This is a genomic window from Legionella pneumophila subsp. pascullei (assembly GCF_900637585.1).
GTDB lineage: Bacteria > Pseudomonadota > Gammaproteobacteria > Legionellales > Legionellaceae > Legionella > Legionella pascullei.
This window is the reverse complement of sequence record NZ_LR134380.1, coordinates 3,332,983-3,358,046: the sequence shown is the minus strand read 5'-3', so window position 1 is coordinate 3,358,046 and position 25,064 is coordinate 3,332,983. Positions and strand designations below refer to the sequence as shown.

Genomic DNA, 25,064 nt, shown 5'->3' with positions numbered 1-25,064 from the left:
ACATTGATTTTGTCGGACCAAGGCCCGACCTACGCTTGCTGACCCTTTTTGAACATGCGCATGATTTTAAACCCCTTGATGGTCGCATAGGCTGTTTTCATTGATTGAAAGCCTCACACGGGATTAATAAGTGGCTTCAGTTTTCCATGATCTGCTTCCAGCCGATTATTACGGTATTTTATTTGCAAATGACGGATATAAGAAGCTAAATTACCTTCTTGCTTCAGCTCTTTAATAGTCTGACCATAAGCTGGGTTTTTATCTGTGTTGATGACACTGATATCGCAGGCTGGGGTTATTCTTAATAAGTTTTTTAAGAAACCGTTTAGCCGCAATAGCATTACGTCGATGAGACAAATAAAAATCAATGGTATTTCCTTGCTCATCAATGGCACGATAAAGATATTTCCATTCTCCCTTTATCTTGATGTAGGTTTCGTCCAAGTGCCAGCGTCAAGAGTAACATTTCTTATGCCATTCGAGTCATTTTTTGAGTTCTGGAGCATAATGCTGAATCTAGTAGTATGATCTAACTCAAGACCTCGTTCCTCGATCATTTCTTTCAAATCTCTATAGCTGATGCCGTATTTACAATACCAACGCACACATTGCAGAATTATCTCACCGTGAAAGTGACGTCATTTAAATGCAGGAGGTTTTGTTGAACGCATCTCATATTTCCATTAGTTTGATCTGGTGAGTGTAAGTTATAAACTAATATCTTTTTTGCAACGGAGCCTTAAAACTTACGGTAATGTAAACCCATAATCAACAGATAATCTATAAGGAAGTGGGAAACCTGATAGATATCTGCTGATCACGGCATCAAATTACAACGCGCCTATATATTTCAGACCAAGGTATGGACCATGGACGCCAAAATCAGTTGAACCATCCTGGCCAGCCTGAACAACATGGAAGGCATTCCAATAATTAGCAACCATATAACCACCATCAAGTGTTAAATTACCTTGTCCCATTGCATAAGTATAGGTAAGACCTAATTTTGCTTCCAGTTCAGGAACAATTGAAGTATGAGTAGCACGGTTAGGTTCAATATCTGAAGTATCGTTGACCTTATTATCACCAATTAAAAGGGCTGCTGCACCGTTTGCATAGATTGCGAAGCCGTTTGGCCAATCATAGGACATATCAGCACCAACACGTGGACCAACTCCTCTAAACGTCAGATCGATTCTATTAGCACCTATTTCAGTTTCAGCTGGTGAAAGAACTATATTTCCGGTATCAGGATCAACAACGAACCCTGCTGATGGGATGTTTATAGTATAAGGTGAGTATATTTTATGTTGCAAACGAGCATATTGTGCACCACCATGGAACCGAATATTTTTAAATTCACCAAAGTCTACATGTTGACCGAACTCAAAATTGACAGCATCCCATTTGTGATCAATTTGGAAAGGAGTAAAAAATACTTCTGCACCACTTATCTCACCAAAGTAATGTAAATTTTGGCTGGTAGTAGTATCCCAGTGATACCAATTGACATTAATATCATTACCAGTACTAAAGTGATAGGAAGCTTCTAACTTGAATCCCCAGTCGAAGTCAGTATTTAATTTTGTGTGTACTCTTTGAGCACCAACGAAATCACTACCAACATAATTGAAGAATCTTGGATGGCCGTTATAAGAAGGTTCTAAATATAAGGCATAGATACCTACATCCCAACCACTTGTTGTACAAGGAACAGTTACATTACCTGGTGTACACGCAGGGCCCATTGTACCTGCAAATGCTGCACTGCTTCCTAAAGCTAGTACTGCTAAAGCAGTTTTCTTTATACAGAACATACTTTGATCTCCACTATTATTATAATTTTTCATTATTGATAAAACAGTCTCCGAATCGTCGATAATATGCATTCGTTACCCCGCTGCGCGCATGAAAGGCGGAACGCTGAGGTGCGTAGTCCGAGATAAGCTGCAATTTACGCAGACAGCCCGAAGGGATGCGGAGTAAATCTTTATGCAGCCGTAGACTCATTGGTGCAGGCATACGCTTTGTTCGTTCAGAGCAAACGTGCGGGAAGCAGGAGGGTTGCGGTCTTTAAACTGTCGCGTTGGTGAATGAATTCTGGGGACTTGGATGTCCCAGAATTTATAACGAAGTAGCAACACGCTTTAACGAATCATATGGCTATAATATTCACATAAATGCAATAATTTCAAATTTTTTCAAGAAAAATTATTATTTATAATGATGTTATTAATTTTTTCACAGCAGAAGCATTTACTGGACACACTGATTTTTTGGTGAATGCATCCTCTATTCCCTTCTTCGATCAAAGTGGCTTTAATTATAAACTATTACTCGTTTTTGCAACGGAGCCAATCTGTGTCCTGTTCTCTAATGAGGATCTGTAAAATTTTTTGAATTTATTAAAAATTGATATTCAATATACCCTTTTAGCTTATTTAATTATTTATTTAAGTTTTTACTTTTAATGCTAATTAAAATCTGAGGATTACCCAATAACCTATATTATGTAATACTTAAATAAATATGCTCTATTTTAACCTCAATCCCTTAATTATTCTTTAGAACGCTTTGCAAAAAGAACAAGCATCCTTTCAAGTGCCGGATTTTAGCGAATAACCAGTGTGTATTCACAGAGTTATCCACAGAAAATGGGGATAAGTGATCAATACAATTTATGTATCAATACTCAATAAGTCCTTGCGGGACAAGGGGTTTTATAAAAAGAGCCTGGTGTGGTCTGGTTATGGGATTGAAATACGGAAATAGTTATTCACAGAAAGGGAGATGCAATTAAGATGTTAAGCGCTTTACATCGTAACAAAAAAAAAAATAAAAAAACAGTCTTGACTAAGTCAATTTTTTGCAAAAACTCCTGGTTAAAAGTTAATTAAAAAAGTAGCTGGTTATTTTATCGATATTGCTGACTGACTCAATATGACTAGTGACTGGACAATTATTTGATTCAAATTGATTAGAATGATATAAAGTGCACCCTTAATGGTTGTACCGCCTAGTGCGAGTGCCAGAAGATTAAATAATGTACCACTTTTAAAAGGCCAGACTTTTAATTTGACAAGCTTATGTTGTATTCACTGATTAAAAAATACCATACTGCACACCGCTTATCCGACTACTCTTAGCGATATCCCGCTATTTTTTATTTCTATCTAATTACTTCAACGCGCTGTCTCTTTAGTTAACTTTTTAAAGAGCAATATTAGTTTTTTAATAGGTAAAGGATGTCAATATGCATGTGTTAGATCCCTTAACTCTTGAAGAAATTCAGGAAAGTTGTGATATTTTAAAACGAGAAAAAGAACTGTCTGACAGTTATCGGTTTGCCTGGGTGATGACTTACGAACCACCTCAACAAGAAGTTTTGCATTCAAGTGATACTGATTTCGACCGCTGCGCTTTTCTCTCTGTTTTTAATAAAAAAACGAATGAAACCTTTGAAGCAATCGTAAACCTCAACACTAAAAAAGTTGTGGAATGGAAACAGATTGTCCTTGAAGCGCCACCTTATGGTAAGCCGCCTATTTTAATTGAGGATTTTCAAAAATGTGAGCAAATCGTTAAAGCCGATCCGAGCTGGCGTGCCGCAATGGAAAAGCGTGGGCTTGACGATGAGCAAATTGACAAGATTCAAGTCGATGCGTTTTCTGCAGGCTATTTTGATGAAGAGGAAGAGAGGGAAAAACGTATTGTTAAAGGGATAAGTTTTTACCGTGATGATTTAAAGGATAATGGTTATGCCCGTCCCATTGAGGGGGTTGTTGCGATAGTTGATCTCGGTAATGAGAAGGTATTGCGTGTCATTGATGACGGCCGCAACGTTCCTATCCCTAAAGAAAAAATCAATTACGATTCCGACTCTTATCCTGAGAAACGCCAAGACTTAAAACCTCTGGATATTATTCAAGCAGAAGGACCCAGTTTTAAAGTGGATGGCTGGGAAGTCAATTGGCAAAACTGGTCGTTTCATGTTGGATTTACCCCACGCGAGGGTTTGGTTTTGCACCAGATTAAGTACCTTGATGAAGGGAAGGAACGCCCAATTATTTACCGGGCCAGTGTGACGGATATGATAGTCCCCTATGCGGATCCTTCCGTGAGTCATTACTGGAAAAGCGCTTTTGATGCGGGTGAATACGGTCTTGGCAAATTGGCAAATGAATTAAAGCTCGGATGTGATTGTTTGGGAAATATTTATTATTTTGACGTTCCCACGGTGGATGATTCCGGTAATGCGAGATTGATTAAAAATGCGATTTGCATGCACGAAGAAGACGCGGGCACGCTGTGGAAGCATTATGAAGTTCGTAACAGTACCTTCGAGGTTCGCCGTGCTCGTGAGTTGGTTGTCAGCTTTTTTACTACGATAGGTAACTATGATTATGGTTTTTATTGGCGTTTTGGCCAGGACGGCAGCCTGAAACTGGAGATTAAATTGACAGGTATTGTGCAAACGGCAGCAATATTTCCTGATACTCCTTACGAATGGGGCGGGAAATTGACCCCTGAGCTGGCAGCCCCTACGCATCAACATTTTTTTAATGCCCGTCTTCATATGATGGTTGATGGTGAAAAGAATTCATTTAGTGAACACGAATTTTATCCTATGACCATGGGTGGAAAAAATCCTTATGGCAATGCGTTTGGCAGCAGCCAGAAAACATTTGAACACGAAGGTGAGGCAGCACGCTCGGCTTGTGCTCAAACCCAGAGAACCTGGAAAATATTCAATCCCAATTGCGTCAATGGCATTGGCACCGCACCGGCATATAAATTAGAGTTGCAAGAAAGCCCGTTATTGCTGGCAGATGAAGAGAGTTATATTTATAAGCGCGGGGGATTTGCCAGCAAGCAGGTATGGGTAACACAATATGACCCGCAAGAAAAATACGCGGCGGGAGATTATCCTAATCAAAGTTCAGGTGGCTGTGGTTTACCTGCATACATTAAACAGGATCGTAAAATTGACAATGAAAATTTGGTCTTGTGGGTAACTCTGGGCTCTACGCACTTTCCAAGACCCGAAGACTTTCCTGTGATGCCTACCACGACAATTTCCGCCAAGCTTCAGCCTTTTGGCTTTTTTAAGAGAAACCCAGCCATGGATCTACCACAAGGCAAGGTACAGGAAAAAGGCGATTCCTGTTGTTCTTCATTAACTTATTAATGGATTGGAATTAGGCACCTTCTTGAGGAGAAGGTGCTTTCCTGTTGACTCTTAAAAATCAAAGCCTTTTTCAAAAGACTTCCCGTCTTTATTTTTCCTCTTTTTTATCCAGCTTGTGACCATCCAGATGTCGTTCATTGCGCTCACTGTCTTGTTTCTCTAACTGCTTTTCTTTTTTTGTCCTTCCAAATTTTATGCGATTTTCAGACGCTTTTTTTTCTTTTTCCAAACGAACTTTGGCTTTTCTTTTTTTATTAAGATTAATGACGTCTACCATAGTGCTCTCTATTATAAACTGTTGTTTATACTATAGCGCATAATGTAGAGGCAAATCATCTCAATACCCAAATCCATTAAAATGGAATGGTATGGGAGTATAAACATTGAAGATGTGACGGGCTATCGTGAGGATAGTATTTTCAGTATTATTTTTTATGACGCTTTGCAAAAAGAACAAGCACCCTTTTAAGTCCAGGATTTTAGTATATAACCAGAGTGTATTCACAGAGTTATCCACAGAAAATGGGGATAAGTTTTTATTGCACTTTATGAATAAATAGCTAATAAGTCCTTACTGGGCAAGGGGTTTTATAAAAAGAACAGGGTGTTAAGTGATAACAAGATTTAAAAATCAGGAAGGTTATCCACAGAAAGGGATGTGTAAGTTAAGACGTGAGACCTCCATTATGATAACAAAAAAAAAATAAAAAAACAGTCTTGACTGGCACAATTTTTTATCCCCAAAGATTTGAATAGGCTGGCATTAGGAATCATGGCTTTTCTCCAAATGGCAATACAAAAACGCTTACTCCTGCTATAATTTTTGATTAAAAGGTGAACTCCTGTTGGCAGGATTTCGGCCTTTAAACAGTTTAGTGACGGCTTCTGTGGCCGATACCGCAGGGGTGTTCAAGAGGCTTTCTCATAAGTCGAGTGTTCAAAGGAGTATGAAATGAGAGACTATCTCGATAAAACTGCAAGCTTAACTCCAGCCATTAAAAGAATCGTATGTGATAAAGCTACTGAATATCCTCATACTGGATCTTATAATCAGGTAGCGACTCATGGGACGTATTTATGCAGGCGATGTGGCTTGGCGCTGTTTCGCGGTATGAGTCAATTCAACTCGGGCTGTGGCTGGCCCAGTTTTGATGATGAAATGGCCAATGCTGTGGCCAGAAAACTGGATGCGGACGGTCAACGCACTGAGATATTATGTGCGCGTTGCGAGGCTCACCTGGGGCATGTGTTTACTGGAGAATACATGACCCATAAGAATTTACGTCATTGCGTTAATTCCGCTTCTTTGGATTTTGTCGAAGATAATGAGGTACTAGATACGGAAGAAGCTATCCTTGCCGGGGGGTGTTTCTGGGGGGTGGAATATTATTTAAAACGAATTCCCGGTGTGTTAAAAGTCGAGTCGGGCTATACAGGTGGCTATGTTCCAGAACCAAGTTATGAACAGGTATGTAGTGGTACTACAGGGCATTATGAGGCTGTCCGGGTTGTCTATGATTCTGCTAAAACCAATTATCATGATATTGTAAAGCGTTTTTTTGAAATTCACGACCCCACTCAGGCAAATGGACAAGGTCCCGATTTGGGGCGGCAATATTTAAGTGTCGTGTTTTATTTTAATGAGGAACAACGACAGGAAGCAGAATTATTGATTCAGCTATTAAAGAAAAGGGGGTATCAGGTTGTAACCCAATTATTGCAAGCACAACCCTTTTGGCCTGCCGAAGACTATCATCAGGATTACTATTTTAAACATCACAAAATCCCTTATTGCCATAAGTCAGTCGACCGTTTTGGCTAGTTGTTTCGGAATATTTAATCTCTTCATAGCAGTACTGATTTGTAAGATACGCTACTACTGGCATATTCTTCGAGATCATCGATTGCGCAAGTTGTTTCAAGCATTTCTGAACTGCTTCTCTGCATTTCCAGGTCTATGGCATTTCTCCATTTGATGGCTTTTTTCATGATTCTTTCGTTGCGCTTGATGTTCTCAGCTGTTTGGGGTTGGTCTTCAAAAAAACTACAGTGCTTTAGAAGAGAGTGCTTGAAGGTTTCCTCTTTAGAATTAATTAATGGGGTAGAATTCAGGACTTTATCATCCGTGATGATGGCTCGGCTTTGTGCAACGCGTAATATACGAGGTGGTAAGCTGGTACAATGCACTGGAAAATCATCCTCAAGTTTTGCAACTTTTGCTGTGCTACTGGCGTCTGGCTGTTTATCCATAAAGTCATAAATATTTTCATATTTATCCTGGGTAGATAACATACTGGCGCAATCCATAGTAAAGGTAGCGCACCCTGCACGCGAGTGCTGTAATTTAACATCAGGGATGTAGGTTTTTATTGAAAGTCCTTCAATTTCTTCAAGCAAATCCTCGAATCCAACTTCATTCGCTAATACCTGTGCTGTATTATAGGACAATTGTGCCCCCAAACTGTCAAGTACCAGGATTTTTAAAGTATTATTGCCTTTTTCAATGGAATATTGTAATTCAATTAGTGACCAATGGCGTACGCCTGATTTTTCCCTATCTAGATAGGCGATTTGTACCTTGAAATTGTTCTCAAATAATTTGGATAAATGACAACTGCCATAAATAAAATCATAAAGTTTAGCACGGCGTTCATAATCGCAGACAAAACCGGTAAAAGGGTGGCTTGAGTCTTTTGATTCCCGATATTTCTTCTTTAAACTAAAGGCCATTTCCAAGTCGTGAGCAGTAAATGGGGGAAAGTCATCTAAAGAAAATTTATCAACTGTTGCTTCTGATTTACTATATGCCATATAAAAAATCCGATCATTTTGTCTTTTCATTATATTAAATGTTTTCCCATTATTCAAATGGGCATTTTTCTATGTGACAGAGTCAGGGGGGGGGCTACAATACGACATTTAGAAATGTTACGACTCTATGAAAATGTCACATTATAGAACCCTTTAGAAATCACTTTAATGATAAAATAGCCTATAATTTATATTGTACGGTATTTTTAACTGCATAATGGATATCGTTTATGCAAGGAGTGCGTTATGAAAATATTAGTCAACTCATTCGTTTTGGCAATCGTTTTGGTGTTTTCAACACCACTGTTTGCTGATGATACACAATGGATGACAGAGCATAATCTGGTGAAAGGGGTTATCACTTTTCAAGATGATTCGCAGATTCAAGTTTATGCCGCTCAAGCTGATCTTGATAAATTGCAACAGAATATGGCTAATATCCAATCGGTTGAAGTACAACCCAATCAAACAGATACTACAACTTCACCAAACCAACAGGGTGAATAAGTATTCTTTTGTCCGAGTTAAATCAATCAAGTGCTTGTTGATTTAGCTCGGACTTGTATTTTCCATGTTATCAGAATTTTTATTTTCAGGGTCTGTCTGTTGATATTGCCGATCAGCCTTTTCTGCCTTGCGTTGGTTTTCATGCAGTTGAATTTCATTAAGTTGTTGCTGCCAAAAGGAGGAAGTATGTTCTTTTAATTGATTGATTTTTCGCATGAACAGACCAAGGTGGGTTGCCAGCATGGGAAGCTTTGATGGCCCAAACACAATGATAGCAACAATGAAAATAAGTAATAACTCACCAAGACTCATGATGGTTTATGATCGTCTTTTTGAGTGTCATTTGTTTCCTCACTATTCATGGCTTTGCGGAAATTCTTGATCGCTTCGCCAAGGTCAGAGCCTATTGTTTTTAATTTGGAAGTGCCAAACAAGGCTACAATAATGGCTAGAATTAATAAGAGTGATAACGGACTTATTCCACTTAATCCCATGTTAGTTCCTTATCTTGCGGTTGATGAGTACAAAAATTCCAGCTAAAACAGAACCAGCTATCGTAATGGTTGTGAGATGATTATAATCTAACAAATCAAAATAGCTAATGACACCTAATGATAAAAATGAGAAAAAGACACCTAGCCCCAAACTCTTCCATTGGATAGTCTGATTTTTATTTTCAGATTGCAAGCGTGTGAGTTCATTGGCTGTTAATAACTGATCTTTTTTCATCTCCAATATATCAAAAATCAGTTTAGGCATATGGGGAAGTTGCTCAGTAAAAAATGGCAGATTTTGCTTTAAACGTTTAATGAATGCTTTAGGCCCCATTTGTTCTCGTACCCATTTTTCAAGGAATGGTTTTGCTGTAGCCCATAGATCCAATTCAGGATACAGTTGCCTGCCCAAACCTTCTATCGCCAACAGGGTTTTTTGCAGCAAAATCAGTTGGGGTTGCACTTCCATATGAAACCTTCTGGCAACCTGGAATAAACGGAAAACCACTTGCCCAAAAGAAATGTCTTTTAATGGCTTTTCAAAAATAGGCTCGCAAACGGTTCTTATGCTGCTTTCAAATTCTGCAACAGGGGTGTCACGCGATACCCATCCGGATTCTACATGCAATTCGGCTACGCGCTTGTAGTCACGGTTAAAAAAAGCAACGAGGTTTTCCGCCAGATAACGCTTGTCATTATCTGTCAGAGTCCCAATGATGCCAAAATCAACACAAATGTACTGGGGATCTTTGGGGTTTTGATAAGAGACAAAAATATTTCCCGGGTGCATGTCTGCGTGGAAAAAACAGTCACGGAAGACTTGAGTAAAGAAAATTTCGACCCCACGCTCGGCCAGTTTTTTAATATCGATGCCGTGATCCCTGAGACTGGCTATGTCAGTGACGGGTATGCCATGAATGCGCTCAATGACCAGGATATTGTTATGGCAATAGTCCCAATGGATTTCAGGTATATATAACATTGGAGATTGATTGAAATTTCTTCGTAATTGAGCGGCATTTGCCGCTTCTCTCATTAAATCCAGTTCATCCAGTAAGGTATGTTCAAATTCCTTGACTATCTCTTTGGGTTTGAAGCGTTTTCCCTCAGGCCAATAGCGGTCTGCCAAGGTGGCGATAGTGTACATAATACTTAAGTCTTGTTCGATAATCCGGCGCATATTGGGTCTGAGTATTTTTACAACCACATTTTCCCCTGTTGTCAGAGTCGCCGCATGCACTTGTGCCATGGAAGCCGAGGCCAGGGGGACTGGATCAAATTGGGCAAAAACATCATAGGCCGATTGCTTATAAGCCTGTTCAATGATGGTCATGGCAACATGGCTTGGGAAAGGGGGGACTTTGTCTTGCAGTTTGCTCAATTCTTTTGCAATGTCCTCAGGAAGTATGTCGGGGCGAGTGGAGAGAGCTTGTCCGAATTTAATGAAGATGGGGCCGAGTTCCTCCAGAGATTTGCGCAGCGCTTCACCACGCGTTAATTTCTCCTTACGAAACCAGTTCCACGGGTTTAAATAAACTATAAAACGTAAAGGAGCAAACAATTTTATAGATACAACAACATTATCGAGACCATTTTTGGCTAAAATATAATTGATATGTATAAGACGAATAAGTTGTTTAATCGATTTCATGACAGCTCATCAGTGGTTGAATTCGAGCTTCCAGCCGCTCAAAATGCAATGATAATCCATCCAGATCCTGAATAAAATCATCGAATAGTTTTTGAGATGTAAAACCTTGTAATTCTTCATGCAGATGCTGTGCAAAATGGAGCCGGATACTGTCACTGACTTGGTTTTTGAACTCCAGACTTTTCAATAAACCATGCCTTATAAAGAGGTAAGCCTTATAAAAAAGGCGGTCGAATGGTTTAATTACCTTCATCTTTGCTCATTAAATGATTGATATGGGCTTGAAGGCGGTCAACACTTAATACTAATTCATCAACCTCGGCAAAAAAATCTTCCAATTCATTTCTTGAAGGAAAAATGCGTAATTCTTCCTGAAGAAATTCGGTGATGTTTTGCTGCATGGAGGTGTTGAATTGATTTTTAAATTCCAGTCCTTTACGCACAAAGGAGCCAATTTGATGAGCTACCACATCACCTGTGAAGTGAGCCAGGTGCCCTTCCCAATCAATATCTATTTCGTCAAATAGTTTCTTTACATTTTGCCCCAATTCAATGTCGCCTGAAATGCGTATCTTGTCATTAAATAAAGAGCGGGCTTTGGATGCGGGTAATAAGCTCAGGCGAATCAATCCTATGGGATTGCTGTGGATGATGGTATCAGGACGCCCATCAATGCGATGGAGCAATTGCATTCCACCCTCTTTAAACTGAATGTAGAAATTAACATTCAAAGGGGTAATGACCATTTCAAGGGTTTTGCCATCAAGTTTTTGAAGTTTTTGGGGCATCTGCTCATCGAGCTTCATTGCTGTATTAATGGCTGTTTGTAATGCTTTCAGCGAGTATTCTTTTAACATAATCAACTCAATATTTGTAGGCAATATGCAGAGCGACTATACCGCCACTTAAATTGTGATAATGACAATCCTCAAATCCAGCCCGTTCAATCATCGCTTTTAGGGTTTCCTGATCAGGATGCATTCTGATTGATTCCGCAAGGTATTGGTAGCTGGTTTCATCGTTAGCAACAAATTTTCCAATTTTTGGCAAAATATTAAATGAATACCAATCATAAACGGGCTTCAATCCAGGAAAAACGGGTGTTGAAAATTCAAGCACCATTAACTTCCCCCCGGGTTTGCATACTCTATACATGGAATGCAGAGCTTCGTCTTTATCAGTCACATTTCTAAGCCCAAACCCCATTGTTATGCAATGAAAGCTGTTATCCGCAAAAGGAAGGCATTGGGCATTACCCTGAACATACTGAATGTTTTTAAATAATCCCTCATCAAGCAGGCGATCGCGTCCAACATGAAGCATGGCTGAGTTGATGTCAGCAAGTATAACCTGTCCGGAATCTCCTACTTTTTTAGATAATAATCGGGTTAAATCGCCACTGCCACCGGCCAAATCCAATACGGTCTGCCCAGGTCGAACCTGACTTAATTCAATAGTATAGCGTTTCCAGAGGTGATGAATCCCCAAAGACATCAGATCATTCATACGATCATAATTTTTAGCAACAGAATGAAATACTTCCGCTACTTTCTTTTCCTTCTCATTCCAGTCTATTGATTCAAAACCAAAATGGGTGGTTTGTTTCTGATTCGTCATATTTGCCTGGTAATAGCATTAAAGTGTTCATCTTAACCGATAATCATTAAGATACCCAGTTAAAAATTGTATACTTTTTTTTATCTATGTACAGATGAAAACAGGAGGTATATCAATGATGCAAGCTACAAATTTTGCAAGGTAATTAAATAATTGTTTTCATCTGGCGGCCTATTATTTTTTTGTGAAAGCCATAAACATTCTGCCAATTGATCCATAATTAAATGCTCAACAGCTAGGGGATCCTGGTACTTTTCTATTAATTTAGTGTAAATAGCACGGATGCCTTGTGGTCTATCGGTGGCTATTTGTTCGCGAACGGCAAGGTGAAGTCCCATATGAAGAAAGGGATTGGTTTCACCTAATTCGGGATAATAAGAATGTTCGAGAAAAGACGGACTTTGTTCAATGACTTTATGGTATTCCGGATGATCAAGAATCACTTGAGCAATTTCCTTTTCCAAGGGAGAAAGTTCTTTTTTATTCTGGTACTTATTCCAGCTAATAAAGAATAGCTGTCGAGTTTCCTGTACTGTATCACCGTAAAACATAATGGCTCGATTGATATAAAATGATCCATTTTAACTGAATAAAAAAGTAACAACAATGTTGATCTGTAAAGATTACAGCACAAGTTCTTACCATAATGAATCAGTTTTGAATTTTTAGATTAGCATGAACAAACTAATCAATAGTTGTTTTAAGTCAGCTGGCTGTTCCATTGATTACTTAGTATGTTAGTACAAGGAATCATTCTTTGCATTAAACCCGACGGGAGTTACTTCATTGGGTTAAAGGTAATGACCTATAATGGAATCTGAGTTAATAGCATTTCGGAGGAGTTTCTGTCAGCATAGGTGTTTAGAAAAATTGCTCTAGCTTATCATCAATGTTAAGTAGACCATATCATCGAATCAAAAGCGCCAAGAGTAATGAGGCTAAGGGCTAGGCTCTTTTGGCTTACTTAAGTATGTGCATAGGTAAATTCTAATGATGAAACTCTTTATCATTGCAGCGGATAGGATTATTGATTCTGTTGGCTCTCATCAAGACACAGATAATCTTATTAATCAAATCAGAGAGAAAAAATTTACTGTTGCAACTCTAAAAATCTTAAGCCTGGCGAAAGGATGGCAGGATAAAATTAAACCTTATGAGTTTACAAGTGGTGCATCTGCCATGGCAGCTATTGAGAGGGCTCGTAAAATTCTCTCCACCAAAAAAGCAGATGTCGTCCTTATCAAAGGTCAGGATTTTTTGAAAACTGGATATGGCTCTAATGAGCGGGTAAAATTCATGAAATTTTATCATGAGAATTACACTCCTATTCAAGGATATGACGAACTGGTTCCTCTTTTTTTGCAAAAGTACAAACTAGATGAGAAAAAATATTTCAAGATCCGTGACGCTTTGTTTGAAAATTACACGAAGACCTGGAAGAAAATTAATCCAGCGAACAGCATGCCCCATGAAAAATGGTATCAATCGCTCACCAAGTATTTTCGGGGTGTTGATTGTGCCAATCCCAATGTTGACTTTTCAGGTCAGCTCATAGTATCAACTGAAAAAGCAGCTGATGTTTTAAACATTCCTCAAAAAGCTCGTGTTGAAATATTAGGTAACTCCTTTGTAAAAATTAATCTCAAAGGCGTAGCATCATTGCCTAAGATCGCTACATACCATCATCTTAAAAGAGCCATCAACAAAGCCATCATTCAAGCCAAGTTCAATTTTAAAGACAAATTTATGAATGGAGACGCTTTACTTGATGCCTACACCTGCTATCCGATTGTACCAATGGCACTCCTCTATCACCTGGGTTTAGTGAATTCTTTGAGTGAAATTCCTGACTTACTTAAGTCTTATGAAGTAACAGTAACAGGAGGTCTGAATCTTGGGAAAGCTCCTTGGAGTTTGACCTCTCTTAATGCTCTTATTGTGATGAGGGAGAGGCTAATCTCATCAAATAAGGCGAACTTTGGACTTGTTCACGGAAATGGCTTGTTCGGAAACCAGCAGGGAATAACTATTCTAAAAAAATAACTGTCTATAAATCTTGCTACTCATGGCAAATATGGTAAAAATGTTGACATCAATCAGCGGATTATGAGATAGTTATTTTGCGAGGTTGGACTTGCTATGTGTCATTCCACTGGGTCAATTGGCGACACACTGATTGGCCCTTTCTATTATCCTTAAAAACTTTCTGTTGAATAATTTATAAGCTGCTTGTAATTAGTTTTATCGCAATATAAGCCATTAAAATACCGCTCAGAAACTCTATTTTTTGCCATACTTTATTTTGGGTTAAAAGGTTTGAAAAATAGCGGGTAGTCATCGTTAATGAACTGAACCAAAGCATGCTCGCTGAAATTACCCCTGCTAAAAAAGCCAGTTTATGGTCAGGGTATTGACTACTGCCACTTCCAACAATCACGAGGGTATCGATAATGGCATGGGGATTAAGCAGGCTAAATCCCAAGGCAAATAAAATGATTTGCATTCTTGTATGGGGTTGATGCGTTTCACCAACGGTCTGTTTGTTTTTGGACAATGCGCTTCTTAAGTTTTTTATTGCATAATAAATCAAAAAGGCAGAGCCTAACCATATCATCCAGACTTGTAAGTTCGGATGAGCCAAAAGCAAATGATGTAATCCAGCGACACTACCACACACTAAAATGACATCACAGAAAAAGCAAATCACGGCCGAGAGCGCGGCATGATTTTTTCGCGCGCCTTGTTTGATCAGAAAGACATTTTGCGGGCCTAAAGCCATTATCAAAGATAACCCTAAGAGTAATCCATTAAAATAAATCAACATGATTGCATCAGGACAGTAAAAAAAGGCGATTATATCATAATATTGTGCAAGATGTTTTATTATTGATTGATATCACATATTTTCTCCAAAACTTTATGCAAAATTGGAGCGACTTTTGTGCTGGAGTAATGTTGCACTCTCTGAAACGCTTTGAGCGCAAGTTGTTTTGACAGGTCTTTATCTCGTAAGAGACGTTCCAACCCATCAGCCATGCTGACAGGGTCCTCGGAGGGGACAAAAAGAGCACAACCTGAGTCACCAGCAATTTCAAGTGGTCCTGATAAACGGGTTAGAACCATGGGCAAGGAATGCACCATGCTTTCCAGGACAACCAAACCAAAAGATTCTTCCCTGGAAGGCAAACAGAAAATATCAATGCTTTGATAAAATGACTCCCTGTCCTCAATCCATCCCAGTAAGGTGATTTCATTATCCAAACCATGATGACGAATTAATTTAACGTATTGTTCCCTTTCTTTGCCGTCACCAGCAATTTTTGCTTGAAAAACGATACCTCTCTTTTTAAGTTCCGCCAAGGCGTTTATAAAGACATCAACTCCTTTAATTGCAGCAAACCGGGCACAGACGCCAATTGTCGGGATCTGGTTATTTCCTGGCTCCCTGTATTGAATGCGGTCTGGAATATGAATCAGATTTGGAATGGTAAATACCCGGTGTTCCTCTATCCCTGAATTGATAATGTCCTGACGCATTTGTTCTGTGAGTGCAATTATGGCATCAGTGCCAAAGTCATAATGGCCTTTGACGTGGCATACGGCAATCTTGGGAACTTTAGTCCTGGTTTTTTTGAATAGATAAGCTGCTCTGTAACTATGGGTAATGATGCAATCCGGTTGATGGATTTGAATTAATTTTTTTAATCGATGAATCGCAAAAAAATCATGTTGGTTGAAATTATGTACAGTTATCAAATGGTCCTTGGGGCAACTGTTTTTTATTTCTGCTTTGGGGTGAATGATTGGAATGACCTGATTGCCTTGAGAACTTAAAGCAGGAATATAATTTAAAAATACTTGTTCCAACCCCCCATTGACCTTGGAGAACATGGCATTAAATATTTTCACTTTAAATTCTCCTTATCAACCCCGCTTCTATATTACTCAATAGAGACTGCTGAGTTGCAAAATGGATTAACCCACATCCACGAATACTTGCCCATTTTCTATCTGGGTTGGATATATTTTTAAATTTTTCCTGGAGGAAAGTTTACCTAAAAGATTGCCAACAACAGGAGGCCAGGGGGACCAGCATTTCGCTTCGCCTGTTTTTAAATCAAATTCGCTTTTATGAAAAGGACAAATGATAGAACAGGATTCCGTAATCTTTCCTTTGGCAAGAGGCAATTTTAAGTGAGGGCACTGCGATTGGATGGCATGAACTTGATTATCATGCCAAATAATCAGTATTTTTTGGCCATCAATTACAGTCACTTCCCTATTATTTTGCTGCAATTTGGCTAATTCTACGGCAGGTTTGAAAGACACGATAATTACCTCTATATTGGAAATCAGAGGATTATATCAGTGATGTGTTTATTCTGTTAGTAGAGTGATAATAATAAATCAGTAAAGTCACTAAAATGGCGTGTCGTTGTTGATTCAATCTTGGGTGAACGTGTCAATAATCCTGGGTGAATGAGGGCAGTTAGCCTGTCCATAAAATACCGGGAATGATGAAATTTTTAAGGATGATTGTAAGGCGTAATTCAGGTTATGTGGGAAGAGAATTATTGTTAAAAAAATTTATAATTTTTTACATAGAGCGTAACTTAAACGGTCGAATAACATTGCAACTTGCTAAGTGAGGAGTATACAATGCGACAATTATTCTGTCTCCTCATGAGAGTCGTGAAAAATAAGAACAAATAGGAGGGAGCGTGGGCTCTTTGATTATAAAAAAATCAATTATTGCGGCGTTAGTTGTTGCACTGGGTATTGCAGGGCAATCTGTACAAGCTGAATCAGTACAGGATGAAAAGTTACAAACTGAAAAAGTACAAGCAGAAAAAGTTGAATCAGAGAAAGATTTGTTTTCTCCCGTAGAGCAAATCATGAACCCCTTTTATCCCAAATATCCTCCTACCAAACCAGCTACTGGTGAGCAAGCAGAGTTGATTAAACGTGGTGAATACTTGGCAAAGATGGGCGATTGCATTGCTTGCCATACCGATGTCGAGGGAGGAACTCCTGCTTTTGCCGGCGGTCTTCCTATTAATACCCCTTTTGGTTTGTTCTATAGTCCTAACATTACTCCTGATAAGGAAACGGGTATAGGAAATTGGACAGAAAAGGATTTCATTCGGGCGCTTAAGGATGGTCGTGATCCCAAAGGTAGAAATTATTTTCCAGTATTCCCATATGTTTATTTTTCCAAGATAACGGACGATGATGCTCGCGCTCTGTACGCTTATTTTATGAGCATTCCTCCGGTTAAATTAAAGAACAAATCACTGCCATTTCCTTTTGGTGTTCCCGGTGCTCGTTTTGCGCTGTGGGGATGGAATCTATTATTTTTCTTCCCTGAAGAAAATTCAATTGAATATGATCCGGATAAATCCCCTGAATGGAATCGTGGAAGGTATATAGTCGATACTTTGGGGCATTGCAGCATGTGCCATACCCCTATGAATATATTTGGATCAGCAAAAAACAGATATTATTTAACAGGCAGTTTTATCGATGGATATTGGGCTCCCAATATCACCAAATATGGATTGGAATCAGCAAGCCATCAAGAGGTGGCCGATGTATTTAAGGCTGGTGAATTAATTAACAAAGCGGGTCCCGTAGCCGGTCCTATGGCTGAAGTGAATCATAATAGCTTGAGTCACTTGACTGAAGCTGACAGGTTGGCTATTGCAACTTATCTCAAGACTGTAGAGAGTGAAGAATACCTCGGTGTTTCTCCTTCTGATTTGCCTCCTACCATTGCACGTGGAAGACAAGTTTATCTGAAGGCCTGCCTGATTTGTCATCAGGACAATAAAATGGGCGCTCCAGTAATAGGTGATTCAGCCAGTTGGTATACACGCCTGAAAAGCAGCGGTTTGACTGGGTTATATCGGCATGCCATTTATGGCTATAACCAAATGCCAGTTAAGGGCGCTTGCGTGACTTGTTCCGACAACGACATTATTTCAGCGGTTGATTATTTGCTCAATGCGTCATTGACCCGATCTCAGTGGCAAGATTTGGCGTCTGGCGGTGTGAAAAAATATCCTGCCAGTGGAAAGGCTGTTTATAATGAAAACTGTGCTGTTTGCCATAATGAGGGTAAATTGGGTGCTCCCAAAATAGGCGATAAAGCAACTTGGAAACCGTTGATAGCACAAAATATGGATGTTTTGATCGAAAACACAATTAACGGAAAAAATCATTTGAAAAATGGTGGTTGTAGCCATTGTTCGACAGATGAGGTAATTGAAGCGATCAAATACATAGTCAGTCAATCTAAAACCGAAGGTAATTATTCTTTGTGGTAGGGTTACCAGCAAAATGAGAATAAATGAACTAGCTTAAACTTTAGTCGGTTTCCCGGCTACTTGAAGAGATGAGGGATTGGGATGTTAAACAGGTTAAATATCTGTAAATTAATTGCGTTATTTAGTGCCTTGACTTCTGCACAGTCGTTGTGGGCTGCCGCAGATGAGTGGCAGTTAAATATGTACAAAGGGGTGACTCCTTTAAGCAACGACATGTATTACCTTCACATGGTCGCTATGGCTGTTTGTGCAGTAATAGGAGTGGTTGTTTTTGGAGTAATGATCTACTCCTTAATTCATCACAGAAAATCAAAAGGATACCAGCCAGCAACTTTTCATGATAATCCAAAATTGGAAATCATCTGGACTATTATCCCGTTTTTAATCCTTGTCGGGCTTGCAGTTCCAGCAACCAGAGTGTTGATCCGTATGGATGATACGCAGCTCTCCGATGTAACGGTCAAGGTAGTCGGCTATCAGTGGAAGTGGCAATACCAGTATCTTGATCAGGGTATTAGTTACTTCAGCAGCTTATCAACACCCTATGAGCAAATTGAAAACAAGCAAAAGAAAAATCAGTGGTACTTGCTCGAAGTAGATAATCCTTTAGTAGTACCAGTCAACAAAAAAATCCGATTTTTAGTGACATCGAATGATGTAGTCCACTCGTGGTGGGTGCCAGAGTTGGGTGTCAAGCGAGACGCTATACCGGGATTTATGCATGAGGCATGGGCCAGGATTGAAAAACCAGGTGTCTACAGAGGGCAATGTGCCGAGCTTTGCGGAATCAATCATGGTTTTATGCCTATCGTAGTGAAAGCGGTCAGTGAAGAAGAATTTGATCGATGGGTTGGTGAGCAAACCAAGGTAGAAGATATTTATGCTGAAAAGGCAGATAAACCTCGTGAGCAAAAGACAATGACCCGTGATGAGTTAATGACTCTGGGCAAGCAAAAATACGATCTCATTTGTTCTGCTTGTCATCAGCCTAATGGTACGGGCTTGCCACCGATGTATCCTCCTCTTAAAGGCAGTTCTGTTGCTGTTGGAAAACCTATTTCGCGCCATATTGAATTACTTCTCAATGGCGTTCCCGGATCAGCAATGCAGCCTTATAAGGAACAACTCACTGATGAGGAAATAGCAGCGATTGTAACGTATGAGCGCAATGCTTGGGGAAATAACACTAATGATTTAATTCAACCCGCAGATGTTGCGGCACTGCGACATGGTACCGATATTAAACCTACCATGGTTAATAAAGCTAAAGCTGGAGGTTTGCAATGAAATACGCAATAGCGCATTCAGAAGATTCTCATGAAGATCATGGTCCCGAACAAGGCAAGGGTTTTATGGGATTTGCCAAAAGGTGGCTATTTACAACCAACCATAAAGACATAGGCACTTTGTATTTATGGTTGGCATTGATAAGCTTCTTTGTCGCTGGGGCAATGGCTTTGATCATCAGGCTTGAATTATTTCAACCTGGCCATCGATTTGTCGATCCTAATTTCTTTAACCAAATGACAACACTGCATGGCTTAGTCATGCTGTTTGGCGTTGTCATGCCAGCGTTTACCGGTATGGCAAACTGGCAAATTCCCATGATGATAGGGGCTCCCGATATGGCATTGCCTCGATTAAACAACTGGAGCTTCTGGATTTTACCGTTTGCTTTTTGTCTATTGTTTTCTACCATGTTTCATGCCGGTGGTGGTCCAAATTTTGGCTGGACCATGTACGCGCCCCTGTCGACGACTTATGCTCCACCCAGCACTGATTTCATGATTTTCTCCATCCATATGATGGGGCTTTCCTCGATTATGGGTTCAATTAATATCATCGCAACAATTTTGAACTTGCGAGCTCCAGGCATGACCTTGATGAAGATGCCTTTATTCGTCTGGACTTGGCTTATTACGGCATTCCTTCTCATTGCCATCATGCCTGTTCTGGCTGGTGCTGTCACCATGATGTTAGCTGATAGGCACTTTGGTACTTCTTTTTTTAATGCGGCAGGTGGAGGAGATCCTATCCTGTTTCAACATGTGTTTTGGTTTTTTGGTCACCCTGAAGTTTATGTTTTAGTTTTACCAGCGTTTGGGGTGATATCAGAAATCATTCCCACTTTTAGTCGTAAGCCATTATTTGGTTATCATTTTATGGTTTATGCTACTGTGAGTATCGCAATATTGTCCTTTATAGTTTGGGCTCACCATATGTTCACTACGGGAATACCTTTGGGGGCTGAACTGTTTTTTATGTACACCACCATGCTGATTGCGGTACCTACAGGTATTAAGGTATTCAACTGGGTGAGTACAATGTTCAAAGGAGCCATGACCTTTGAAACCCCAATGCTGTTTGCCATAGCGTTTGTGTTTTTATTTACTATCGGCGGATTTACAGGGCTGATGTTGGCACTGGTACCTGCTGATTTTCAATATCAGGACAGCTATTTTGTTGTGGCTCATTTCCACTACGTTCTGGTGCCAGGGGTTATCTTTGCCCTGATAGCGGCCACTTATTACTGGTTACCCAAATGGACCGGGCATATGTACAATGAGCGTTTGGGTAAATGGCATTTTTGGCTTTCTGTCATTTCAGTTAATCTAACCTTTTTCCCCATGCACTTTCTGGGGCTGGCTGGTATGCCGAGAAGAATCCCTGATTATGCCTTGCAGTTTGCTAATTTTAATATGATTGTTACAGTAGCTGCCTTTGCTTTTGGACTCTCACAATTGTTGTTTTTATATAATGTAGTAGCAACAATAAGAAAGAGGGGTACCAATAAGGATGTTGCAACGGGCAGGGTTTGGGAAGGATCACATGGATTGGAATGGACTTTACCATCTCCACCGCCTTACCATACTTTTACCACTCCACCTGAGATTAATTAAAGGTGGAGTTTAATGATCAAAGAGAAAAAACAGAAAAAACTGCTTACTATATTAACCTTATTAGTATTAGGCATGTTTGCTTTTGGTTTTGCCCTGGTTCCCATTTATAATAGCTTGTGCAAGAATCTGGGTATTAATGGCAAAACCAAAATGGAAGCCGTTGCTTATGATGAAGACAAGGCAAAAATTGAAACCGATAGAGAAGTATTGGTTGAATTCGTAGCAACCAATAACAGTGGCGTGCCTTGGGCCTTCTATCCTAAAACCAAAAAAATTAAGGTACATCCAGGAGAAATAGCAAAACTGGCATTCTATGCGGAAAATAAAACAGATCATACAATGACAGTCCAGGCAATTCCTAGCGTGACACCAGGGATTGCTGCAAAATATTTAAAAAAAACAGAATGTTTTTGTTTTACTCAACAAACGCTAAATGGTCATGAGGCAATGAATATGCCTTTACTATTTCATTTAGATACAGATTTACCAAAAAATGTTAAAACGGTTACTCTGTCTTATACATTATTTGATGTGACAGGTAGATCAAGTAATTAGGCGTCGCTGATATATCTACCTTCGTGGCTATTTTGCCTCGATTTTCTGAACGTAGTTTCTTTAAATCGCGACAATGCAATTCATGCTAGCCAAATATCAGCGGTCTTTGAGTATCAGCTTTGGCTGAATGGCTTATTGTTACAGGAGATTAAAGAATAATGGGAGCACACGGTACATATTATATTCCCAAACCCAGTCACTGGCCTTTGGTTGGCTCAATTGGTTTGACGACTACACTGGTTGGTACGGCTTGTTGGCTTCATCATGACTGGTATGGTCCTTACGTATTTATAGCGGGCTTATGTATTCTGGTTGCAATGATGTTTGGCTGGTTTGGACAAGTCATCTATGAAAACAATAAAGGCCTATACGACTTGCAAGTTGATCGCTCATTTCGCTGGGGTATGTGCTGGTTCATATTTTCTGAAGTGTGCTTTTTCGGAGCCTTTTTCGGCGCCTTGTTTTTTACAAGATATTGGTCAGTTCCTATTTTGGGTGGTGAGATGCATCCTATTACTCACTATACCTTATGGCCTGAATTTAAGGCAGTTTGGCCCTTACTGAGTAATCCAAATAACCAGACCTTTGCCGGAGCTCATGAAGCCATGGGTGCATGGGGTTTGGCTGCAATCAATACCATTATCTTATTAACTTCTGGTGTAACCATCACCTGGGCACATTGGGCTTTAAAATTAAGAAAACGGACGCAATTACTAACGGGCATGTCATTGACCATTGCTCTGGGTGTATTGTTCCTGATGTTACAAAGCTATGAGTACCATGAAGCTTACACGGAAATGAATTTAACGCTTGATGCGGGTATTTATGGCACTACCTTTTTTATGCTGACAGGATTCCATGGTTTACACGTAACCATCGGGACAATAATGCTTATCGTTATCCTGGTTCGTTGCAAGAAAAATCATTTTACACCTGAGCGGCATTTTGCTTTTGAAGGGGTTGCCTGGTATTGGCACTTTGTGGATGTGGTATGGCTGTTTCTATTTGTCTTCGTCTATTGGTTGTAAGGTCAACTAATTTATCCTCTATTACAACCGGGTATTAATTAGTAAGCCCGGTTGAAATTGAATTCGAATGATCTCCATTTTGTAAGTAAAACAATAATGTGCAAATTCTATTGTGCATACAATGGCCTGACCTCGGAAATATTTTGCAAAAAAATGAACATCACTACCTTTTTCAAAATAATCATAACTTTTTAATTCTAATTCGGATTCAGACAAGCTAACCATTTGGCATTCATAGCTATTTTGTCCCATCTTAATAGTTACGATAACAGGCTCTATTGGTTGAATTAGCACAGTTTCCCCTTAGTTTAATTTTGACACAGTTTCAATTAGAAATCGGTCTACTTAGTAATTAAGTCACCTATTTCGATTGCGTACTATTAAAACCAGAGTGATAAAATATTCCATATATTATAAATTTTAGACCATTGATTCTTAAATTAACCACCACGCTGCTTTTTTAATTTATCCAGACTTGAAATTATTAATATCATGACGATATAAGTAGGGGATAAAGAGAAGCAATTTGTTTTAAAATATGAAAATAAATAATAATTTGAACATTCTTATAAATATAGAAACCCTGGTACTAGTAGCTGTGTGGAGCGCCCCCATTGTTTTTCAAGGATCATTTACAATTTTTGATAGAAAGAACGGTAAGCAGTATTTGATATTTTATCGATGTGAATGTCAAAAGGCGAATCAAACAGATATACTCGATGATGAATTTTCTCCTTTTGATTATCAATTTACTTATCTTTATGCTGGTTCAGTCAGGCTCCATGACAATATTTTTAATCAATTATCGGAAGATGCTATTTATTTATTACAGTATGCCCTATATTTGACGGTGACTAAAATGTTAACCACTAAAAAGCAAAACTATATTTATATCGATGAAATGGCTCTTCACTCTTTAACAGAAAGCATTAAACAAAAATTTGCTGAAGGGAAAAATTTTGAAATGGATGCAGAGATTGGTTTTGCAGTGGCTATGGATTTTAATCCGCAAGAACAAGCAGCACTTTATGCAGTGAGTAGTTTACTGTCCTGTTTGGCAGTTGAATCAAAGAGCATGTAGATTGATATTGAGCCCTGAATTGGAAAATTTAATTTAACAATTGCTCAATAATTTTTTGCAAATTATGATCATTTTCATAATGAATAATCAATGTTCCTTTGCCGGTTTTTCCTTGTTTTAGTTTGATTTTAGTCTGTAAATGTCGTGCTAAAGAGTTTAGCTGCTCTTTAAAATGAGGATTGTCTTTTTGATGAGCTTTTGATTCCGGTTTCCCGGTTTTTACTCGTTCAACCAATTGTTCTGTTTCTCTGACAGATAAATTTTTGGCAATGATTAATTGAGCGACCTGACTTTGCTGCTCTTCATCCAAAGCGAGTAACGCTCGAGCGTGCCCCATGTCTATGTCGCCATTTTCCAAGAGCTTTTTTACTGGTGTTGAAAGAGAAAGCAAACGCAGAAAATTGCTTACGGCGGTTCTTGATTTGCATAAAAGATCGGCTACCTGCTGATGGGTAAGAGCAAATTCATTGGTGAGTCTGTACATGGCTCTTGCTTGATCCATGGCATTTAAATCTTCACGCTGTAAATTTTCAACCAGTGCCATCGCCATGGCTGTTTCATCATCTACCTGTTTGAGGATAACAGGAACCTCGGTAAGGCCTGCCAGTTGGCTGGCACGCCAGCGTCTTTCTCCTGCGATGATTTCATATCGTCCATTGTCTAACTCACGAACCAGTAAGGGTTGCAATACGCCTTGCTTTTTAATGGACTGGGCAAGTTCATTGAGAGGGGTTTCTTCCATTCCGCCACGAGGTTGATATTTGCCTGGCTGTAAGCAAGTCACTGCGAGTTTGAGTTGTTGTTCTGTCTGGGGTTGCTCATTTGATAATAAAGAGCTGCTTGATTGACTTAATAAAGCAGATAAATTACGGCCTAAACTACTGCGTTTTACTGTCATTACTTACC

27 protein-coding genes are annotated in these 25,064 nt (G+C 39.3%); 10 read left to right on the top strand and 17 right to left on the bottom strand.

What is annotated here, in order from left to right; translation table 11 throughout:
* Nucleotides 1-113: 113 nt before the first annotated feature.
* From EL201_RS15905 to EL201_RS15100, 3 genes are all read right to left on the bottom strand, one after another.
* Nucleotides 114-341, bottom strand: coding sequence for a DDE-type integrase/transposase/recombinase (locus EL201_RS15905; RefSeq protein ID WP_027223030.1), 228 nt, complete (start codon nucleotides 339-341; stop codon nucleotides 114-116).
* Nucleotides 259-444 (bottom strand): DDE-type integrase/transposase/recombinase, encoded by a 186-nt coding sequence (locus EL201_RS15950; protein WP_250637020.1) that lies wholly within the window; start codon nucleotides 442-444, stop codon nucleotides 259-261. Before EL201_RS15950 ends, EL201_RS15905 begins: the two co-directional genes overlap by 83 nt.
* A 386-nt stretch (nucleotides 445-830) precedes the next feature.
* Nucleotides 831-1,817 (bottom strand): Lpg1974 family pore-forming outer membrane protein, encoded by a 987-nt coding sequence (locus EL201_RS15100; RefSeq protein WP_027223029.1) that lies wholly within the window; start codon nucleotides 1,815-1,817, stop codon nucleotides 831-833.
* 1,436 nt (nucleotides 1,818-3,253) lie between these two features.
* Between EL201_RS15100 and EL201_RS15095 the strand changes: the two genes are divergently transcribed.
* A complete protein-coding gene (locus EL201_RS15095; protein WP_027223028.1) occupies nucleotides 3,254-5,188 on the top strand; it encodes a primary-amine oxidase in 1,935 nt (644 codons plus the stop codon).
* Between the two features lie 88 nt (nucleotides 5,189-5,276).
* Here EL201_RS15095 and EL201_RS15090 read toward each other — a convergent pair whose 3' ends face one another.
* Nucleotides 5,277-5,465, bottom strand: coding sequence for a DUF4169 family protein (locus tag EL201_RS15090; protein ID WP_027223027.1), 189 nt, complete (start codon nucleotides 5,463-5,465; stop codon nucleotides 5,277-5,279).
* A 675-nt stretch (nucleotides 5,466-6,140) separates the two neighbouring features.
* Between EL201_RS15090 and EL201_RS15085 the strand changes: the two genes are divergently transcribed.
* Nucleotides 6,141-7,010 carry a bifunctional methionine sulfoxide reductase B/A protein gene (locus EL201_RS15085; RefSeq protein ID WP_027223026.1) on the top strand — a complete coding sequence of 290 codons (870 nt, stop codon included), beginning with the start codon at nucleotides 6,141-6,143 and terminating at the stop codon, nucleotides 7,008-7,010.
* A gap of 23 nt (nucleotides 7,011-7,033) precedes the next feature.
* Here the strand turns inward: EL201_RS15085 and EL201_RS15080 are convergent, their stop codons facing one another.
* Nucleotides 7,034-7,999: a YopJ family acetyltransferase gene (locus EL201_RS15080; RefSeq protein WP_027223025.1), complete on the bottom strand. Its 966-nt coding sequence runs from the start codon at nucleotides 7,997-7,999 to the stop codon at nucleotides 7,034-7,036.
* Between the two features lie 246 nt (nucleotides 8,000-8,245).
* Between EL201_RS15080 and EL201_RS15075 the strand changes: the two genes are divergently transcribed.
* Nucleotides 8,246-8,506, top strand: coding sequence for a hypothetical protein (locus EL201_RS15075; RefSeq protein ID WP_027223024.1), 261 nt, complete (start codon nucleotides 8,246-8,248; stop codon nucleotides 8,504-8,506).
* Nucleotides 8,507-8,548: 42 nt separating this feature from the next.
* Here the strand turns inward: EL201_RS15075 and EL201_RS15070 are convergent, their stop codons facing one another.
* The 7 genes from EL201_RS15070 to EL201_RS15040 form a co-directional block, all read right to left on the bottom strand.
* Nucleotides 8,549-8,818: a Sec-independent protein translocase subunit TatA/TatB gene (locus EL201_RS15070; protein WP_027223023.1), complete on the bottom strand. Its 270-nt coding sequence runs from the start codon at nucleotides 8,816-8,818 to the stop codon at nucleotides 8,549-8,551.
* Nucleotides 8,815-9,000: a twin-arginine translocase TatA/TatE family subunit gene (gene tatA, locus EL201_RS15065; protein ID WP_011216738.1), complete on the bottom strand. Its 186-nt coding sequence runs from the start codon at nucleotides 8,998-9,000 to the stop codon at nucleotides 8,815-8,817. Before tatA ends, EL201_RS15070 begins: the two co-directional genes overlap by 4 nt.
* A gap of 1 nt (nucleotide 9,001) precedes the next feature.
* Entirely contained in the window at nucleotides 9,002-10,651 is a 1,650-nt protein-coding gene (gene ubiB / locus EL201_RS15060) for a ubiquinone biosynthesis regulatory protein kinase UbiB (protein ID WP_027223022.1), read from the bottom strand.
* On the bottom strand, nucleotides 10,638-10,904 hold the full coding sequence (locus EL201_RS15055) for a hypothetical protein (RefSeq protein WP_032828942.1): 267 nt from the start codon (nucleotides 10,902-10,904) through the stop codon (nucleotides 10,638-10,640). Before EL201_RS15055 ends, ubiB begins: the two co-directional genes overlap by 14 nt.
* Nucleotides 10,891-11,508, bottom strand: coding sequence for a ubiquinone biosynthesis accessory factor UbiJ (locus EL201_RS15050; protein WP_027223021.1), 618 nt, complete (start codon nucleotides 11,506-11,508; stop codon nucleotides 10,891-10,893). The genes EL201_RS15055 and EL201_RS15050 overlap by 14 nt, the downstream gene beginning before the upstream one ends.
* Before the next feature lie 7 nt (nucleotides 11,509-11,515).
* Nucleotides 11,516-12,268, bottom strand: a complete 753-nt coding sequence (gene ubiE, locus EL201_RS15045; RefSeq protein WP_027223020.1) for a bifunctional demethylmenaquinone methyltransferase/2-methoxy-6-polyprenyl-1,4-benzoquinol methylase UbiE — start codon at nucleotides 12,266-12,268, stop codon at nucleotides 11,516-11,518.
* A gap of 125 nt (nucleotides 12,269-12,393) precedes the next feature.
* On the bottom strand, nucleotides 12,394-12,819 hold the full coding sequence (locus EL201_RS15040; protein ID WP_027223019.1) for a DUF1841 family protein: 426 nt from the start codon (nucleotides 12,817-12,819) through the stop codon (nucleotides 12,394-12,396).
* A gap of 439 nt (nucleotides 12,820-13,258) precedes the next feature.
* On the opposite strand from EL201_RS15040, the gene EL201_RS15035 reads away from it, so the two are divergent.
* Nucleotides 13,259-14,311 carry a hypothetical protein gene (locus EL201_RS15035; RefSeq protein WP_027223018.1) on the top strand — a complete coding sequence of 351 codons (1,053 nt, stop codon included), beginning with the start codon at nucleotides 13,259-13,261 and terminating at the stop codon, nucleotides 14,309-14,311.
* 175 nt (nucleotides 14,312-14,486) lie between these two features.
* Here the strand turns inward: EL201_RS15035 and EL201_RS15030 are convergent, their stop codons facing one another.
* The 3 genes from EL201_RS15030 to EL201_RS15020 form a co-directional block, all read right to left on the bottom strand.
* On the bottom strand, nucleotides 14,487-15,092 hold the full coding sequence (locus EL201_RS15030) for a LysE/ArgO family amino acid transporter (protein WP_027223017.1): 606 nt from the start codon (nucleotides 15,090-15,092) through the stop codon (nucleotides 14,487-14,489).
* 59 nt (nucleotides 15,093-15,151) lie between these two features.
* A complete protein-coding gene (locus tag EL201_RS15025; protein WP_027223016.1) occupies nucleotides 15,152-16,177 on the bottom strand; it encodes a glycosyltransferase family 4 protein in 1,026 nt (341 codons plus the stop codon).
* A gap of 66 nt (nucleotides 16,178-16,243) precedes the next feature.
* A complete protein-coding gene (locus tag EL201_RS15020) occupies nucleotides 16,244-16,597 on the bottom strand; it encodes a Rieske (2Fe-2S) protein (RefSeq protein WP_027223015.1) in 354 nt (117 codons plus the stop codon).
* A gap of 392 nt (nucleotides 16,598-16,989) precedes the next feature.
* Between EL201_RS15020 and EL201_RS15015 the strand changes: the two genes are divergently transcribed.
* The 5 genes from EL201_RS15015 to EL201_RS14995 all read left to right on the top strand — a co-directional run bounded on the left by EL201_RS15015 (nucleotide 16,990) and on the right by EL201_RS14995 (nucleotide 23,077).
* Nucleotides 16,990-18,594 carry a c-type cytochrome gene (locus EL201_RS15015; RefSeq protein WP_027223014.1) on the top strand — a complete coding sequence of 535 codons (1,605 nt, stop codon included), beginning with the start codon at nucleotides 16,990-16,992 and terminating at the stop codon, nucleotides 18,592-18,594.
* An 81-nt stretch (nucleotides 18,595-18,675) separates the two neighbouring features.
* Nucleotides 18,676-19,881: a cytochrome c oxidase subunit II gene (gene coxB / locus EL201_RS15010; RefSeq protein WP_027223013.1), complete on the top strand. Its 1,206-nt coding sequence runs from the start codon at nucleotides 18,676-18,678 to the stop codon at nucleotides 19,879-19,881.
* Nucleotides 19,878-21,494 carry a cytochrome c oxidase subunit I gene (gene ctaD / locus EL201_RS15005; RefSeq protein ID WP_027223012.1) on the top strand — a complete coding sequence of 539 codons (1,617 nt, stop codon included), beginning with the start codon at nucleotides 19,878-19,880 and terminating at the stop codon, nucleotides 21,492-21,494. Before coxB ends, ctaD begins: the two co-directional genes overlap by 4 nt.
* Before the next feature lie 12 nt (nucleotides 21,495-21,506).
* A complete protein-coding gene (locus tag EL201_RS15000) occupies nucleotides 21,507-22,049 on the top strand; it encodes a cytochrome c oxidase assembly protein (RefSeq protein WP_027223011.1) in 543 nt (180 codons plus the stop codon).
* A 158-nt stretch (nucleotides 22,050-22,207) separates the two neighbouring features.
* On the top strand, nucleotides 22,208-23,077 hold the full coding sequence (locus tag EL201_RS14995) for a cytochrome c oxidase subunit 3 (RefSeq protein ID WP_027223010.1): 870 nt from the start codon (nucleotides 22,208-22,210) through the stop codon (nucleotides 23,075-23,077).
* Between the two features lie 21 nt (nucleotides 23,078-23,098).
* On the opposite strand, the gene EL201_RS14990 is transcribed toward EL201_RS14995, so the two are convergent.
* Nucleotides 23,099-23,371: a hypothetical protein gene (locus EL201_RS14990; RefSeq protein WP_027223009.1), complete on the bottom strand. Its 273-nt coding sequence runs from the start codon at nucleotides 23,369-23,371 to the stop codon at nucleotides 23,099-23,101.
* A gap of 244 nt (nucleotides 23,372-23,615) precedes the next feature.
* On the opposite strand from EL201_RS14990, the gene EL201_RS14985 reads away from it, so the two are divergent.
* Complete coding sequence (locus EL201_RS14985) at nucleotides 23,616-24,158, top strand: hypothetical protein (RefSeq protein WP_027223008.1); 543 nt, start codon at nucleotides 23,616-23,618, stop codon at nucleotides 24,156-24,158.
* Between the two features lie 28 nt (nucleotides 24,159-24,186).
* Here the strand turns inward: EL201_RS14985 and EL201_RS14980 are convergent, their stop codons facing one another.
* On the bottom strand, nucleotides 24,187-25,056 hold the full coding sequence (locus tag EL201_RS14980; protein WP_027223007.1) for a ParB/RepB/Spo0J family partition protein: 870 nt from the start codon (nucleotides 25,054-25,056) through the stop codon (nucleotides 24,187-24,189).
* Between the last annotated feature and the right edge of the window lie 8 nt (nucleotides 25,057-25,064).

Coding starts and splice junctions, on each gene's coding strand:
- EL201_RS15905 (WP_027223030.1), bottom strand. CDS start 341: ATGCTATTGCGGCTAAACGGTTTCTTAAAAAACTTATTAAGAATAACC.
- EL201_RS15100 (WP_027223029.1), bottom strand. CDS start 1,817: ATGTTCTGTATAAAGAAAACTGCTTTAGCAGTACTAGCTTTAGGAAGC.
- EL201_RS15095 (WP_027223028.1), top strand. CDS start 3,254: ATGCATGTGTTAGATCCCTTAACTCTTGAAGAAATTCAGGAAAGTTGT.
- EL201_RS15090 (WP_027223027.1), bottom strand. CDS start 5,465: ATGGTAGACGTCATTAATCTTAATAAAAAAAGAAAAGCCAAAGTTCGT.
- EL201_RS15085 (WP_027223026.1), top strand. CDS start 6,141: ATGAGAGACTATCTCGATAAAACTGCAAGCTTAACTCCAGCCATTAAA.
- EL201_RS15080 (WP_027223025.1), bottom strand. CDS start 7,999: ATGGCATATAGTAAATCAGAAGCAACAGTTGATAAATTTTCTTTAGAT.
- EL201_RS15075 (WP_027223024.1), top strand. CDS start 8,246: ATGAAAATATTAGTCAACTCATTCGTTTTGGCAATCGTTTTGGTGTTT.
- EL201_RS15070 (WP_027223023.1), bottom strand. CDS start 8,818: ATGAGTCTTGGTGAGTTATTACTTATTTTCATTGTTGCTATCATTGTG.
- tatA (WP_011216738.1), bottom strand. CDS start 9,000: ATGGGATTAAGTGGAATAAGTCCGTTATCACTCTTATTAATTCTAGCC.
- ubiB (WP_027223022.1), bottom strand. CDS start 10,651: ATGAAATCGATTAAACAACTTATTCGTCTTATACATATCAATTATATT.
- EL201_RS15055 (WP_032828942.1), bottom strand. CDS start 10,904: ATGAAGGTAATTAAACCATTCGACCGCCTTTTTTATAAGGCTTACCTC.
- EL201_RS15050 (WP_027223021.1), bottom strand. CDS start 11,508: ATGTTAAAAGAATACTCGCTGAAAGCATTACAAACAGCCATTAATACA.
- ubiE (WP_027223020.1), bottom strand. CDS start 12,268: ATGACGAATCAGAAACAAACCACCCATTTTGGTTTTGAATCAATAGAC.
- EL201_RS15040 (WP_027223019.1), bottom strand. CDS start 12,819: ATGTTTTACGGTGATACAGTACAGGAAACTCGACAGCTATTCTTTATT.
- EL201_RS15035 (WP_027223018.1), top strand. CDS start 13,259: ATGATGAAACTCTTTATCATTGCAGCGGATAGGATTATTGATTCTGTT.
- EL201_RS15030 (WP_027223017.1), bottom strand. CDS start 15,092: ATGTTGATTTATTTTAATGGATTACTCTTAGGGTTATCTTTGATAATG.
- coxB (WP_027223013.1), top strand. CDS start 18,676: ATGTTAAACAGGTTAAATATCTGTAAATTAATTGCGTTATTTAGTGCC.
- ctaD (WP_027223012.1), top strand. CDS start 19,878: ATGAAATACGCAATAGCGCATTCAGAAGATTCTCATGAAGATCATGGT.
- EL201_RS15000 (WP_027223011.1), top strand. CDS start 21,507: ATGATCAAAGAGAAAAAACAGAAAAAACTGCTTACTATATTAACCTTA.
- EL201_RS14995 (WP_027223010.1), top strand. CDS start 22,208: ATGGGAGCACACGGTACATATTATATTCCCAAACCCAGTCACTGGCCT.
- EL201_RS14985 (WP_027223008.1), top strand. CDS start 23,616: ATGAAAATAAATAATAATTTGAACATTCTTATAAATATAGAAACCCTG.
- EL201_RS14980 (WP_027223007.1), bottom strand. CDS start 25,056: ATGACAGTAAAACGCAGTAGTTTAGGCCGTAATTTATCTGCTTTATTA.